At 41.4% G+C, this 14,301-nt stretch carries 13 protein-coding genes; all 13 read left to right on the top strand.

Features of this window, described 5'->3' with window-relative positions; translation table 11 throughout:
• Positions 1-33 precede the first annotated feature (33 nt).
• The 13 genes from cooS (at position 34) to BUB11_RS14785 (ending at position 14,151) form a co-directional block, all read left to right on the top strand.
• On the top strand, positions 34-1,965 hold the full coding sequence (cooS, locus tag BUB11_RS14840) for an anaerobic carbon-monoxide dehydrogenase catalytic subunit (protein WP_073030542.1): 1,932 nt from the start codon (positions 34-36) through the stop codon (positions 1,963-1,965).
• A gap of 548 nt (positions 1,966-2,513) precedes the next feature.
• Positions 2,514-3,194, top strand: a complete 681-nt coding sequence (locus BUB11_RS14835; protein WP_073030541.1) for a cobalamin B12-binding domain-containing protein — start codon at positions 2,514-2,516, stop codon at positions 3,192-3,194.
• Positions 3,187-3,885: a GntR family transcriptional regulator gene (locus BUB11_RS14830; protein ID WP_073030540.1), complete on the top strand. Its 699-nt coding sequence runs from the start codon at positions 3,187-3,189 to the stop codon at positions 3,883-3,885. Before BUB11_RS14835 ends, BUB11_RS14830 begins: the two co-directional genes overlap by 8 nt.
• A gap of 58 nt (positions 3,886-3,943) precedes the next feature.
• Positions 3,944-5,794, top strand: a complete 1,851-nt coding sequence (locus BUB11_RS14825) for an ASKHA domain-containing protein (RefSeq protein ID WP_073030539.1) — start codon at positions 3,944-3,946, stop codon at positions 5,792-5,794.
• A gap of 430 nt (positions 5,795-6,224) precedes the next feature.
• Positions 6,225-7,037, top strand: coding sequence for a methyltetrahydrofolate cobalamin methyltransferase (locus BUB11_RS14820; RefSeq protein ID WP_073030538.1), 813 nt, complete (start codon positions 6,225-6,227; stop codon positions 7,035-7,037).
• A gap of 114 nt (positions 7,038-7,151) precedes the next feature.
• Positions 7,152-7,790, top strand: a complete 639-nt coding sequence (locus BUB11_RS14815; protein WP_073030537.1) for a cobalamin B12-binding domain-containing protein — start codon at positions 7,152-7,154, stop codon at positions 7,788-7,790.
• Position 7,791: 1 nt separating this feature from the next.
• Positions 7,792-8,946 (top strand): uroporphyrinogen decarboxylase/cobalamine-independent methonine synthase family protein, encoded by a 1,155-nt coding sequence (locus tag BUB11_RS14810; protein ID WP_073030536.1) that lies wholly within the window; start codon positions 7,792-7,794, stop codon positions 8,944-8,946.
• Between the two features lie 20 nt (positions 8,947-8,966).
• Entirely contained in the window at positions 8,967-9,110 is a 144-nt protein-coding gene (locus BUB11_RS27825; protein WP_200797925.1) for a hypothetical protein, read from the top strand.
• A gap of 247 nt (positions 9,111-9,357) precedes the next feature.
• Positions 9,358-10,716 carry an MFS transporter gene (locus tag BUB11_RS14805; RefSeq protein WP_073030602.1) on the top strand — a complete coding sequence of 453 codons (1,359 nt, stop codon included), beginning with the start codon at positions 9,358-9,360 and terminating at the stop codon, positions 10,714-10,716.
• 135 nt (positions 10,717-10,851) lie between these two features.
• The gene (locus BUB11_RS14800; protein ID WP_073030535.1) at positions 10,852-11,709 is read left to right on the top strand and encodes a methyl-accepting chemotaxis protein; all 858 of its coding nucleotides are present in this window, start codon (positions 10,852-10,854) and stop codon (positions 11,707-11,709) included.
• Positions 11,710-11,755: 46 nt separating this feature from the next.
• Positions 11,756-13,186 carry an MFS transporter gene (locus BUB11_RS14795; protein ID WP_073030534.1) on the top strand — a complete coding sequence of 477 codons (1,431 nt, stop codon included), beginning with the start codon at positions 11,756-11,758 and terminating at the stop codon, positions 13,184-13,186.
• A 57-nt stretch (positions 13,187-13,243) separates the two neighbouring features.
• Positions 13,244-13,579 (top strand): DUF6951 family protein, encoded by a 336-nt coding sequence (locus BUB11_RS14790; RefSeq protein WP_073030533.1) that lies wholly within the window; start codon positions 13,244-13,246, stop codon positions 13,577-13,579.
• Between the two features lie 17 nt (positions 13,580-13,596).
• Entirely contained in the window at positions 13,597-14,151 is a 555-nt protein-coding gene (locus BUB11_RS14785; RefSeq protein WP_073030532.1) for a DUF2284 domain-containing protein, read from the top strand.
• Positions 14,152-14,301: the final 150 nt, after the last annotated feature.

Here is a 14,301-nt window from a genome sequence, read left to right as displayed (position 1 = left end):
CTTTCAATAGTAATTATAAAAGGGGGATAGGTAATGTCTGAAACTATATTGGAAAAGACTGAGGGTCGAATAAGTTACCATGATTCAGTTGAAGCAATGATAGGAAGAATCAGGGAAGATGGTATGTCCAATTCCTTCGATCGTTGGACCGAGCAGGAAAAGATTCGCTGTAAATTTTGTCTCCAAGGCTTAACTTGTCAACAATGTGCTCAGGGACCTTGCCGAATCAGTGAGAAGACTGGTCAGGATAAAGGGGTTTGTGGAATCGGACCTGATGCTATGGCAATGAGAAAGTTGTTGCTTCAAAATATTATGGGAGCAGGCACCTACAGCCATCATGCTTATGAAGCATTCAGAACCCTTAAGGCCACAGGAGAAGGGAAAACACCATTTAAAATCACGGATGTCAATAAACTTAAATGGATGTGTGAAAAGCTTGGACTCAATACGAATCAGGATACTAACCAGATGGCCATACAATTAGCGGATCTGCTCAATGCCCAAATGAACATTGGTGTAGAAGAGCCAAATCTCATGGTTGAAGCCTTTGCGCCAAAGAAGCGGAAAAAGGTCTGGAAGGACTTACATATTTATCCGGCGGGAGCTCTTCACGAGGAGCAAAATTGTGTCGCGAGTTGCTTGACTAATGTCGATGGAGATTATGTTTCCCTCGCGCTCAAAGCCTTGCGCCTAGGGCTTTCTACAATCTATAATGCCCAAATTGGGTTGGAAATGACTCAGGATATTTTGTTTGGTACGCCTAAACCACACGAAGTCAATGTTGATTTGGGGATCATGGACCCGGATTACGTTAATATCGTGTTTAATGGACACCAACCTTGGCCTGGCGTTGCAACTATCCAAAAGGCTAAAATGGCGGAAGTTCAAGAACGGGCTAAAGCGGCTGGGGCCAAAGGGCTTAGAATCGTTGGATCTATCGAAACGGGACAAGAATTAGTTCAGAGATTTCCGGTAGATGATGTTTTTGTGGGCTTAATGGGGAATTGGTTGACCATAGAGCCTCTCTTAGCGACAGGAACCGTAGATGTCCTTGCTATGGATGAGAACTGTTCGCCACCGGCTATTGATATGTATGCAGAACAATACCAAATAACCTTGGTAGCAGTCAGCACCATCATTGGTCTACCAGGCCTTCAACATAAGATTCCGTATCATCCTGCTGAAACGGACGCCATGGCAGATCAACTCATTGAGCTAGGTATCGAAAATTTCAAAAAGCGTAAAGGGAAAATCACCCCCCAGGTCCCTAAAATTATCCAAAAGGCAATTGCGGGATTCTCCACAGAAGCGGTTTTGGAGGCTCTTGGCGGTAAACTTGATCCACTGGTTGATGTCATTGCCGCCGGAAAAATTAAGGGTGTTGTCGCCTTAGTGAGTTGCTCAACTATCAGAAATGGTCCTCAAGATTGGAACACGGTGAATCTCGCTAAAGAACTTATCAAGAAGGATATCTTGGTGGTGTCTGCAGGATGCGGAAATCATGCTTTAGAAGTGGCCGGGCTTTGTAACATGGATGCTGTTAAATTGGCGGGCAGCGGTTTAGGAGAAATATGCGGTGCCCTAAAAATTCCGCCGGTCTTGAGTTTCGGAACCTGTACAGACACAGGAAGAATCTCAATGCTTGTTACAGCGCTGGCAGATCATTTAGATGTAGATGTACCTCAATTACCTATTGCAGTAACTGCCCCTGAATGGATGGAGCAAAAAGCGACGATTGATGGAGTATTTGCTGTGGCATACGGTGCGTATACTCATTTGTCGCCGACTCCCTTTGTGACGGGCGCGCCTCAACTCGTTAAATTATTGACCCAAGATGTTGAGGGACTAACCGGAGGGAAGGTCGCTCTCGGAGATGATCCGGTAGAAGTCGCCAATAACATCGAAGCTCACATTATTGCGAAGAGAAAAGGTTTGGGATTGAGCAATAACCAAGCAGCTAAGTAAATCTTCTACCAAGGCTAAGAAATCTTCAAAGCATAATCGACTGGAAAAAGGGGGCGCCTCAAATTATTTTGAGGTGCCTCTTTAAAAGACCGGAATAACGCTATATCCTGCAATCTCTATGTAGGTTTATCAATTCCGAGACACCCTCTTCTTCAAGTGGGTGTTCCTTATTCTACTTACGTCACCGAAGTCTCGATGTTCAGCTTTAGGGAACGAGTTCACGTATTATGTGTTTATAAAATTACCCCTCAAAGCCTTGCTGAAATAAAAAATGATGCTAGAAAAGTGTAAGAGTAATTATAGAGTAGTATTTAGTTAAGACTTAAATAAGAAAGAAGAGTGCGCCCATCTCATATTGGGGGGATTCTCCCCTAATATGTAAACGAAGATTGACCAAATTCTGAAATCTTTGTCGAACGTTTGACAAAACAAATTTTAGATTATAAGATTTAGTTTGAATATTCCTGTTATACCTGTATATATAACATCAATAAAACAGGCATTGATTAAGCTTGCAAAGCCGTAATATGGTTTAGGGGAGGGAAAAGATGAAAGACTTAGGCGAAATAAAGGAATCATTAGTCAGATGTGTGGAACAGTTAGACGAAGAAAACTCTCTTAAATTGGCTAAGGAAGTCTTAATTGAAGGGATTGACCCTCTATACCTGCTTGATTTAATGAATGAAGGAATGAAGAGGGTAGGGAAACTCTATGACTGCAGAGACTATTATATTGCAGACTTGATCATGGCAGGGCTTATCTTTAGACAAGTATTGGAACTAGAAGAAATGACTGACTTTTTCCATGCGAAGTACAATAAAAAAACCGGAAAGATTGTTATAGGCACTGTCAAAGGAGATATACATGATATTGGAAAAGACATTTTCAGGTATATGTTAGAAGCAAATGGTTTTGATGTGATTGACCTGGGGGTAGATGTATCGAGAGAGCTCTTTGTAAAAAATGTAAAAAAACATAATCCGGATATTTTAGCGCTGAGCGGTGTGTTAACGAGCACTGTAGATGAAATGAGAGAAGTCGTAATCTCTTTGATGGAAGCACACCTTAGAGATAAAGTTAAGATCATTATAGGTGCTAATCATCTTACACAAGAGGCCTTCAGATTCATTGGTGCAGATGGGTTTGCAACAGATGCTTCAGTAGGGGCTAAATTATGCAGGGAATGGATGAATGTTGGTAATGGACAAGGAGTAGAAGGTAATGGCTGATCCGGTTTATATCAAAATTGTTGAAGACATCAAGAAAAAAGTAAACAGCGCAGAATTAAAACCTGGTGATACCGTTCCTCCCGAAACCGCACTTTGTAAAGAATATGGTGTCAGCCGAATGACGGTTAGAAAAGGGCTGGCTATTTTAGCAAGTGAGGGATACATCTATTCTGTTCCTGGTAAAGGCAGTTACGTCCAAAAACCAGAGGTTAACAAATATACTTTACATTATGATGAGATGAATAACCCTATTAATAGTGTTGATAACGCCAGACTGTTAGAAGTGTCAATTATTATGCCCGATGAAAAGTTAGCAGATGAGTTGCAAACTACCAGAAATAAGCATGTTATTATGATTCGGAGGTTATTCTATACAGAAGGAAGTCCCGTTGCTTACGATGTAAAATATTTACTATATAGCAAAGGTATGCCTATTGTAGAAAAGGAAATTGAACAAGCCACATTTCAGGAAATGGTCTCGAATAGTATGCCCATTTTTGCATTAAAGAAAAGAATTAGTATTAGTGCTCAGATACCTAATAAAGAGATTAAACGATATCTCAATATTTATGATGATCTGGCCTTATTAGTGGTTGAGCAGAAACTTTATAACAATGAGAACAAGCCAATTGGCATAGGTATCACTAGTTATAGGGGAGACTATATAAAATTGCAAGGCAGCAGTGATTAATCCGGAGTCCAAAGTGTAAAGGTTAGAGTATTAATAATACAGGGTGGAGGGAGCTTTCTTGAAATATCATAAAGTGGTTTTTCAGCCTGGCAATGTATTAGTAGAAGCGGCGGATGGCAGCAAACTCAAGGAAGTTATGAATGAAGCCGGGTTAGAGTTTGATTTTCTCTGCGGCGGTCAAGGAACTTGCGGAAAATGTCGGGTCAAAGTCTCTGAGGGATTGACGACACCGGTTACTAGGGAACAAGAAATACTTCAAGTGAAGGAATTAGACGAAGGTATTCGTTTAGCATGCTTAACTGCTGTGCACAATGACCTAATAGTGGAGCTTCCAAACCAAAATAAACTTAAACACAATATTTTAATAGCTGCCAGCGAAAGAACTTCCAAGATTGAACCACTGCTCCTCAAAGTACCCATTGAAGTCGATAAGCCTTCGCGTGAAACTCAGAGTTCTGATTGGCGTCGCTTGATAGAAAGTCTAGTCAGACAAGGGTATAAGGAGAGTGAATTAGAGACAACAGTCTCTATTCTAAGGCAGATGCCAGATGTCATTAGAGGTGCCAATAATCGGATTACGGCAGTTATGTATCAAAGTAAAGTAGCTGGAATCGAACCGCAGGATTCTGCGAAATCGATGCTCGGAATGGCCTTCGATATTGGTACAACTACCATTGTGGGCTATCTGCTCGATCTTTATACTGGGAAAGAGTTAAGTGTGGTTTCTACCCTTAATCCTCAGACTGCGTTTGGGGCAGATGTAATTTCGAGGCTCACCTTTGCGAGCCATGAAGAAAATGGTCTAACAAAACTGCAGAGGGCTGTGGTTGGGGCTATTAATAAACTAATTGATGAAGCGGCACAAAAAGTGTCTGTTTTGAGGAATGACATCTACGCCATTTCTATCGCGGCGAATACTTGTATGCATCATATTTTTCTAGGCATAAATCCTCAGAGTATTGCCGTATCCCCTTATGTACCTGCCCTGAGTGAACCTTTGGCATTAGATGCTTCGGAACTTGAAATAAGCATTAATCAGGCTGGAAAAGTATTTATGCTGCCGAATATTGCTGGTTTTGTAGGGGCCGACACAGTTGCAGTGTTGTTGACCACCGAGTTGGATCAGAGTGAAGATATTAAGCTTGTTATAGATATTGGAACTAATGGTGAAATTGCCCTTGGTTCCAGAGAAAAGATAGTTGCCTGTTCAGCTGCGGCAGGCCCTGCTTTTGAGGGGGCCCAAATCAGTAGTGGGATGAGGGGTGCCGCGGGGGCCATCGACCATGTTTACTATCGGGACAAGCTTGAGTATTCCGTGATAGGGGGAGGCAAACCCTTAGGAATATGTGGTTCTGCTTTGCTTGATGCTGTCGCGGGATTAGTAGAACTTGGTATTCTTAATAAGAGAGGAAAAATCTTAGCCTTCGACCAATTAACAAATCCTGCGGCCCAAAGGTTTAAGGAAAATCTCATACAATTTGAAGGCCAAGGCGCATTTTTGCTTGCTGAAGCCGGTATAACCGGTCATGGCAGACCTATTATGATTACTCAGTCAGATATCAGAGAACTTCAGATGGCCAAGGGAGCAATGGCGGCAGGGGTCAGAGTTTTAATGGAGACCTATGGCATTCAAGCCCAAGATATTAAAGAAGTCCTCTTGGCCGGGGCCTTTGGAAACTACTTGAATCCGCATAGCGCCTGTGTTATAGGGTTGATTCCCCCTGAGCTGGAAAGTAAAATTCAAATGATTGGCAATGCAGCTGGCACTGGCTCAAAATTGGCGTTACTTTCTTCAAGTGAATTCCGTAGAACGAAGGATATTGCTGAGGCTGTTAAATTTGTTGAATTGGGCAGTTATCCTAGATTTAATAGTATTTTCGGTGAATGCACATATTTTAAAATACAATAAAGCATGGAAAATAACGTATATTGCCAAAGGAGCAAGGGACTGACAAAGTTCTTTGCTTCTTTTCTTTATCAATTCCGGAACACCCACTTATTCAAGGGGGTGTTCCTTATGCCACCGAAGTCTCGATGTTCAGCTTTAGCTGAACGAGTTCACTGGTTGCATCCAACGGAACAAACCATAGTTCGAACATGACTATATTAGTCTTTCTCCATGCTTCAAGGTGCCTATGGCCTTGTGCCATTAGGTTTCCTTTAAAAAAATGGTATGTCCATCAGTTAAAAGTAATTTGAATCAAGATTTTAAATTGTAGCAAGAGTTTAAATTGAATGACTTGTGAAAAAGATAATTTGACAAGTAAATTGAATATTGTTAATATATCCTCATAAGACATGTATATACAGGAGTAGATATGAAGCGAGGAGGGCCTCAAATGATTATTATTGGCGAAAAAATAAACGGAACTATACCAAGTGTTAAAAAGGCCATAGAGCAAAAGGATGAAGAGTTTATTCGAAGCCTTGCCATACGCCAGACAGAAGCAGGTGCAGATTATCTTGATGTCTGTGCCAGCACTTCACCAGATGTTGAAGTAGATACTTTATTATGGATGATGGATATTATTCAGAACGCAGTGGATACTCCTTTATGTATCGATAGTCCAAATCCGAACGTTATTGAAAAAGTTTTCCCTTATGCTAAACGTCCTGGATTGATCAACTCTGTATCTGAAGAAGGCGGAAAATGTGAGATAATCTATCCGATTATTAAAGGGACGAAATGGGAAGTTATTGCACTGACATGTGATAACAGGGGGATCCCCAAGGACATTCAAACAAGGGTGGAAATCACAAAGGTCTTGGTTGAAAAGGCTCTAACGTATGATATTAGCCCTGACAGGATCCACATTGACCCGCTTGTAATGGCACTGTCTGCAGATAATCAATCTCTGCTGAACTTTGTCGAAACCTTAAAAGAAGTTAAAACCTTATACCCGGCTATTAAAGTAACTTCTGGGTTAAGCAATATATCCTTTGGAATGCCTTTAAGAAAAGTGGTTAATCAACACTTCTTAACCTTAGCGATTGACGCAGGAATGGATTCTGCCATCTTAGATCCTTGTAATCGGGATTTGGTGACAACGCTGTATATAACAGATGCTTTACTGGGTAAAGATCGATTTTGCAGAAATTACTTGAATGCTTACCGCAAAAACAAGATCGGTCCTCTAAAAACGGACGCTTAAGATTTCGGATGATAAAGAGAATTATTTTTTTCCTTAATCTTGTATATACAGTTAAATCTAGGTATATTCCAATCTCTCATAACTAACTTGTTTAAAATTAGAGGAGGTTTAATCATGATCGATTTACAGGTACTGACTCAAGCAGTAGGAGACCTTGACGAAAACACGATTTTAACGATGATTAGCGATTTTGTAGCTACAAACCCCAGTGGTGAAGATGCCCAGAAGGTTGTTTTCGCTTGTCAACAGGGGATGGCGATTGTCGGAGAGTTGTTTGAAAAGAACGAATACTACGTTGGTGACTTGATTTTTGCCGGAGAATTACTATCGAAAACCATCGATTTACTAAAACCTGTTCTAAGCAGTGTTGCTACCCAAAAATTTGGTTCCATTGTTATCGGTACTGTTGAAGGAGATTTACACGATATTGGCAAGAATATTTTCGGGAGTATGGCAGAAGCAGCAGGTTTCGACGTTTACGACTTAGGAATTGACGTTTCCCCCAGTGCGTTTGTCGAGAAAGTGAAAGAGGTTAAACCACAAATTGTTGGGATGAGCGGAGTTCTGACCCTTGCCATCGACTCTATGAAAAATACGGTTAATGCGTTGAACGAAGCAGGCTTAAGGGATAGCGTAAAAATAATCATTGGAGGGAATCCTGTTAATGAAGATGCCTGTAAGCAAATTGGCGCGGACGCTTTCACGACAAACGCTGCCGAAGGGCTGAAAACTTGTCAAGGGTGGGTGAAATAAGATGACGGATGCTGCAGCTAGGACGAATGAACGAAATCAGATTTTCCGCGATCTGTTCAGCGGAAAAACCCCAAAAAGAGTGCCGATCAGCAACCCGGCAACCCAAGATTTTGCTATTCAACATGCCGGTTTGGACTTGGCAGAGTGTCAATGGGATCTAACTAAATTAGAGCCAGTGTACGATAAATTTTGTCAAGATTTCTACACTGACACTTATCCTGGCGGTTCCATCAGAATTCCTTCACACTATCAAATTCTAGGGTCAACCCCTATTGTCATGAGTTCCAGCGGATTCATGCAGCATCCCGATGTCGTGGGCATGCTGGCTGAGGAATATGACCAATTTATAGCATCCCCTTATGATTGTATTGTCGAAACGATTTTGCCTCGGTTATACACAGGGTTTAACGGGGAACCTGGCAAAGTGGCTATGACGTTGGCTAAGGCGATGCGAGCTCAATCCGATGATCTGGCCTATCTGGGAGCAATCAGGGCAAAAATGAATGCCAAATATGGCTTTGCTACGATGATTGGTGCTCTAACAGAAGCTCCCTTTGATTTCATGGCTGACTTTCTGAGAAGTTTCAAAGGGATTTCAGGTGATGTCAGACGGTATCCTGATAAGGTGGCGGCAGCCTGTGAAGCTGTATTACCTTTGATGATTAAGAAAGGTACTCTGCCGAATCCCTCAATGTTAGGGTATACCTTTATTCCGCTTCACATGGCGCCCTATTTGCGCGATAAGGACTTTGCAACATTATACTGGCCGACCTTCAAGAAGTTAGTCGAGACATTGGCTAGTATGGGTCAAAATGTCCAGCTGTTTGTGGAACAAGACTGGATGAGATACCTCGATTATCTGTATGAATTGCCAGAAAACACAATTATGAGGTTTGAATACGGAGATGCAAAAGTTATTAAGGAAAAGCTGGGCCAAAAACACATCATCTCGGGGCTCTATCCAGTGACATTGTTGCAAACCGGGACTAAGCAACAGTGTGTGGATAAGGCCAAGGAATTATTAGATATCCTCGCTCCAGGAGGAAGATATTGGTGGCAAGCGGATAAGAGCATTATTCATTTGGAAGCCAGTGGTCCGGTTGTGGAAAATCTCAAAGCTGTCTTGGATTATGTTCATGAAAACGGAACCTACTAAAACTGGGGGGAGAGGATAAAATGGATTCGAAATATTATGTGACTTGGGAAGAATATTTAGCAGAGCACCCAGAATTAGAGGGTAAGCCTCAACAGGCAATTGCACCAAAGATCGAAAAGTATGAAGATGCGATGTTTACGTTTATCATGGATTTGTTATTGTAAGTCAATCATATTAAGGCTGATTTTAAGGGCAACACCGGACCTCAGGAAATCATTATGCACGTGCTGCAAAGGAATGTTTTATCGAGGACGGAGGTTGCCCTCCTTTGGCCTGAAATATTTCTGAATATTCCCGCATTTGGCAGATAATCCCAAGGAATTACACAGAAGGAGGTGCGAAGAGGGGAAATAATGAGAATAAAGCTGGTTAGCTATAGAAATTGAGTTTGAGAGGAGATTTACTATGGAAATGGAAAAGAGATTAAAAAAGTCGGTTATTAATCTTTACGGATTACCTTCCTTTGGGTTCCAGTTATTTGTAAACATGGAGGTATTCTATTTCGCGGCGTTTTTAACAGATTTCGCCAAGCTGCCAATGGCTCTGGTTGGTACAGTACTAATGATCACTAGCATCTTTGATATTTTATGGGTTCCAACTGCGGGGGTCCTTTTGGAAAAGAGCAATATGAGGTGGGGTAAATACCGTTCATGGCTGCTTGTAGGACCACCTTTTGCTGCATTGTTCTTTGTTTTACAGTTTTCAAAAATCGGCTCTCCAACAATAAATGCTATTATTATTACCGTCGGATTTGTCGTCAGTCATTTGATTTGGAATATTTTTTATGCTGGACATGTTGCCTTGAATTCCTCCATGACAACTGTACGAGAAGAAAGAATTGCTATGTCGACAAACAGGGGGATGTTTAATTCCTTAGGTGCTATCGCCTTTTCCTTAATTGGTATGAAGATGATCTTGGCCCTTGGCGAAGGAAGAAACCCTGCGACAGGTTATACCCTAACCGTTGTAATTACAGGAATTGTCATGATTGCTTCTTATTATGCCTTGTTCTTTATGACCAAAGACTATGCATTTCACGGAACCGCAGTTCAATCAGGAAAACCTGTTGAAAAAATGCCTATTAGCGAGATGCTGAAACAGATCGTGGTCAACCCTCCTCTCATGGGCTTAATGTTGGGCGAACTTGGAAGATATTTAGGCAGGTTTGTTATCTTTGGATTAGCTTTCTATTATTTTAAATATGTTGTCAATAATCTAGCAGTCATTGCAATATTCATGACAGGACTTAACGTGGTCTGTTTCTTTGGCGCTTTGATTGCCAATCCAATTGCTAAGAAATTCGGAGAACGAAATACGTATATCTTGTCACTTTCAATCTTTATAATTGGACTTTTGGCTGTATGGGCCTTACCGATGAATTATGTTTCCTTCATGATTATAATGTTCATTGCCTATTTAGGATATGGAATGCCTGATGCCTTAGGTGTTGTTATGTATTCGTCTACAGTTGACTATGGCGAATGGAAAACCGGCAAGAATGCCAGAGGGTTTATCATGTCCTTAATTAGTTTTCCAATCAAGGCAGCTATTCTTGTCAGAAGTGTCATAATTACGGCTGTGCTTGCTGGGGCAGGATATGTTGCAAATATGCAAGCGACACCGGTGCTAATAGACTCTATCAAGAACGGATTAACTCTGATTCCTGCAGTCATAATGCTCGGAGGGTTATTCTTCATTATAGTCTTCTATAAAATTACCCCTCAAAGTCTTGCAAAAATGCAAAGTGAAATCGCGGCCAGAAAAGCCTAAGTCAAAACTGGGAGTTATGCCAATTCGAAAAATAAGAGAGATGATTGTGCTTCATCTCTCTTATTTTCACTTCAAACAGTAAAGCGATTATTCGTCCTTAAGTAACCTTATTTTAAATAGGAGTTGAAGTTAAATATGGAAGAAAAAGATCTGCAAAAATTTATTGATGTAATGCCAATTTTAAACGGAGTAATGCAGGACGATATTACCACTATAGTGTTTGATCTTAGAAAAGAAATAATTGCAGCTTATGCACCAGGCCAACTCAAAATGCCTTCAAAAGTTGGGGATCCCATTAAAAATATGGAAAACTATAATCTTGTTAAGAGAAGTAAAAAGCAATTATCATCGATAGTTCCCACGAGATTCTTTGGGGTTCCTGCAAAAGGTCTTCTTACGCCAGTGTTTGATGAAGATGGAGAGGTTGTTGCCATTGTATCGGTTTCCAAAAGCATCGAAAAAGAAGCAAAAATCGAAGAAGGTACTTCCAAGCTCTTCTCCTCTATGGAACAATTGAACGCTGGTGTTGAGGAAATTGCTTCGAGTTCACAACACCTATCAACTTTTATTAAAGAAATGGATGAATTCAGCACGCAAACTGAAGAAAAGATAAACGAGATCGACAGCATCATAGAGGATATTAAAAACATATCCAAACATTCAAATCTCCTGGCTTTAAATGCGTCTATAGAAGCAGCAAGAGCGGGAGAGGCTGGCCGAGGATTCAGTGTTGTTGCAAAAGAAATGGGCAAACTCTCAAGCTTAAGCAAGGATTCGGCTGAAAAAGTTGCAGGGTCACTTTTGGAAATCAAAAAGGCGATTCAATTTATAAGTGGGGGAATTAATAAAACAAGCCTTTCCTCGGAAAATCAAGCAGCGGCGACTGAAGAAATGGCTGCTACAGCCGATGAGGTTGTTTTAATTGCGAAGCAGCTGGCTGATTATGCAAAGATTCAAACGGTGGAAGAATTAATCAGACAGAAGAAGATATAACTACTTCTTACCTATTTTAGAAGGATTGTAGGAGGAGATGGTTAACATGGCAGAACAGAAAGAAAAAGGATGGCAAAGGTATCATACGATTTGGCTAATGCTCTTTATTGGCTGGGTAGTCTCCTATGCTGACCGAACATTGACGGGCCCGGTCGTTACCTGGATGATTGCAAACAAGGTTGGTTTTTTAGAAGCGGCCAGTAACCCTCATGCTCTGGGCGGTTTGCTGGGAAGTCTATTTTTCGCTGGATACATGCTGACACAATTTCCGGGAGGGTACTTTGGTGATAAGTTTGGGTACAGGACGATCGTTGTTATCAGTATCTTTTGGGCGGGCATTACCACCTTATTAACGGGACTAACCGGCGGCTTAGTGGCCTTTATTGCCTTGCGGGTTTTCACCGGACTTGGCGAAGGGGTTCTCTATTCTAATGACCGCTCACTGGTTGCCGAAGTGACTCCGCCTAATAAGCTTGGTCTAGGCATGGGAGTAGTTATGGGCGGACTCACTGTGGGCTTGTCTGCTGCCTTGGTAGGAACAGTATACTTAATTGAGTGGGCCCAACCTTCGATGGGTGTCAATGCTTGGAAAGCACCTTTTCTTATCTTGGGGACAGTTACAATTATTGCTGCAATCTTTATTCGTCAGGCTCTAAAACCTCAAGGGAAAATGGGTTCTGAGAATTTCGGCAAGGCTTTATTTAATTTGCTTAAATATGCTATTGTATTCTTAGTGGCCATTATGGCCGTCTATTTCATAACAAATGCTCTGCATTTAAACGATGTGATGATTGCAGTTATCTTAACCTGTTTAGCGTTTGTATTAATTGCCTTTATCTTTATTAAGAAAGGGCATGAAGTTAGCCCAATATTAAAGGACAAAAATCTTGTGCTTATTTATATTTCTTATATTGCGATATTATGGCATCTCTGGTTTTATGGCTTTTGGGGGGGCGCCGTAATCAAGGATTTTGGCGGTGGTACTCTAGCGTCCGCACTGTTGGTTATTTCGTTTAATGCTATAGCTGGGGTAATCGGCTTTCCTTTAGGCGGAAAAATCTCAGATATGGTAGCCCATAAAACTAATGGTCGTCGCAATGTCTTAATTGCGATGGAAGCACTTTTGACAGTCTTTATCTTTGTTTTTGCAGCCTATGTCATGTCCGGAGGAAATGATATGGTTGTGCAATCAGTCATTCTCTTTGTTTCGGGTTTAATCTTTTTTGCCTTGCAAGCGGTTGCCCACGCCCTTACCTCAGAAATTGCTCCTGTTCATTTACGCGGAGCAGCTTTTGGGATGCTGAATCTTGTGTCTGAAATTGGAGCAGTATTATCGCCAGTAATTTCGGGTGCCATTCGAGACAGCACAGGAAGTTGGGGAACGCCCTTGATATTAGATGGTGTTCTAATGGGTATCAGCTGTATAATGATTATGGGAGTAAGTACGAAACTTGCGGATAATAGTAAGCAGGTGTAAGGTTTGAATTTGAGAATGAAGAAGAGTTGCATTAACAGAGCATTGGAGGGACTTAAGATGGCAACAGGAATTATTCACTGCGGGGCCTGTGGTTTTACCATTAATGTCAAGGCGGTGAGCGATGACAGTCAGTCAAGTTCTCGAAGAAGCAAGATGATAAAACTGGAGATAACAAGCGATTGTCCTAATTACCAAAAGATTGCCAAAGAGTTGACTGAGGTTGATGCCTACAAGGAAATTCTGCATAAACTTCATACAGGAAAGGTTTATGAAATTTTTGCCAAATATAGCCCCCATCCCAGCTGCCCGGGAGTTTCAGGAATTCTTAAAACTGTGGAAGTGGCGGCTGGTATGGCATTGCCACAAAACGCCAGCATAAGCGTAACGAAGTAGAAAAGGTGGCAATTGGAATGGAAACTGTTATAAATAATCTGGTCAAGGACGCCCTTGCTTTAAATGCAACGCATGCTTCAGTTGCTGAAGTGGCTGAGATCAAGTTTAATGAGGATTTCAGAAAGCTGTGTGAGCAGAATTCCTGTGGATCTTACAATAAAAACTGGATGTGCCCTCCTGCAGTGGGTCCTATCAAAGATTTGAAAGAGAGGGCCATAAGATTTAAGCAGGGTCTTTTGTTCCAGACTGTCCACCCAATAGCAAGTTCTCTTGACTGGAAAGGTATGATGGCGGGAGGGGCTAATCACACGAAAATATTTCGGAAGATACTCGAGTGTATGGAAAATAACTACAACTTTAAAGAAATCCTCCCGTTGAATGCCGGTCCCTGTACTTATTGTACAAAGTGTGCCTATCTTACGGGAGAAAAGTGCCAGTTTCCTGATAAGGCCGTGTCGTCAGTTGAAGCAAATGGAATTGACGTAATGGACTTGGTGAAAACCTCTGGAATACCTTATTATAATGGTAAAAATACAGTTTCCTATGTAGCGCTGATCTTATTTAGTAGTTAATTAATTCCGAGACACCCACTTCTTCAAGTGGGTGTTCCTTATTCTACTTCGGTGACGATACTCTCCAGTGGAGAGTATCGTCACCGAAGTCTCGATGTTCAGCTTTAGTTGAACGAGTTCAATAACAATTTTTCACAGATGCGAACTTTT

Origin of the sequence: Desulfosporosinus lacus DSM 15449, from assembly GCF_900129935.1 — a bacterium.
GTDB classification, from domain to species: domain Bacteria; phylum Bacillota; class Desulfitobacteriia; order Desulfitobacteriales; family Desulfitobacteriaceae; genus Desulfosporosinus; species Desulfosporosinus lacus.
Note: the sequence above shows the minus strand (reverse complement) of the source record. Positions and strands in the feature narration are given on the sequence as shown.

Bases quoted from the DNA above. Each gene is read 5' to 3' on its own strand.
- cooS (WP_073030542.1), top strand. From the start codon at position 34: ATGTCTGAAACTATATTGGAAAAGACTGAGGGTCGAATAAGTTACCAT.
- BUB11_RS14835 (WP_073030541.1), top strand. From the start codon at position 2,514: ATGAAAGACTTAGGCGAAATAAAGGAATCATTAGTCAGATGTGTGGAA.
- BUB11_RS14830 (WP_073030540.1), top strand. From the start codon at position 3,187: ATGGCTGATCCGGTTTATATCAAAATTGTTGAAGACATCAAGAAAAAA.
- BUB11_RS14820 (WP_073030538.1), top strand. From the start codon at position 6,225: ATGATTATTATTGGCGAAAAAATAAACGGAACTATACCAAGTGTTAAA.
- BUB11_RS14815 (WP_073030537.1), top strand. From the start codon at position 7,152: ATGATCGATTTACAGGTACTGACTCAAGCAGTAGGAGACCTTGACGAA.
- BUB11_RS14810 (WP_073030536.1), top strand. From the start codon at position 7,792: ATGACGGATGCTGCAGCTAGGACGAATGAACGAAATCAGATTTTCCGC.
- BUB11_RS27825 (WP_200797925.1), top strand. From the start codon at position 8,967: ATGGATTCGAAATATTATGTGACTTGGGAAGAATATTTAGCAGAGCAC.
- BUB11_RS14805 (WP_073030602.1), top strand. From the start codon at position 9,358: ATGGAAAAGAGATTAAAAAAGTCGGTTATTAATCTTTACGGATTACCT.
- BUB11_RS14800 (WP_073030535.1), top strand. From the start codon at position 10,852: ATGGAAGAAAAAGATCTGCAAAAATTTATTGATGTAATGCCAATTTTA.
- BUB11_RS14795 (WP_073030534.1), top strand. From the start codon at position 11,756: ATGGCAGAACAGAAAGAAAAAGGATGGCAAAGGTATCATACGATTTGG.
- BUB11_RS14790 (WP_073030533.1), top strand. From the start codon at position 13,244: ATGGCAACAGGAATTATTCACTGCGGGGCCTGTGGTTTTACCATTAAT.
- BUB11_RS14785 (WP_073030532.1), top strand. From the start codon at position 13,597: ATGGAAACTGTTATAAATAATCTGGTCAAGGACGCCCTTGCTTTAAAT.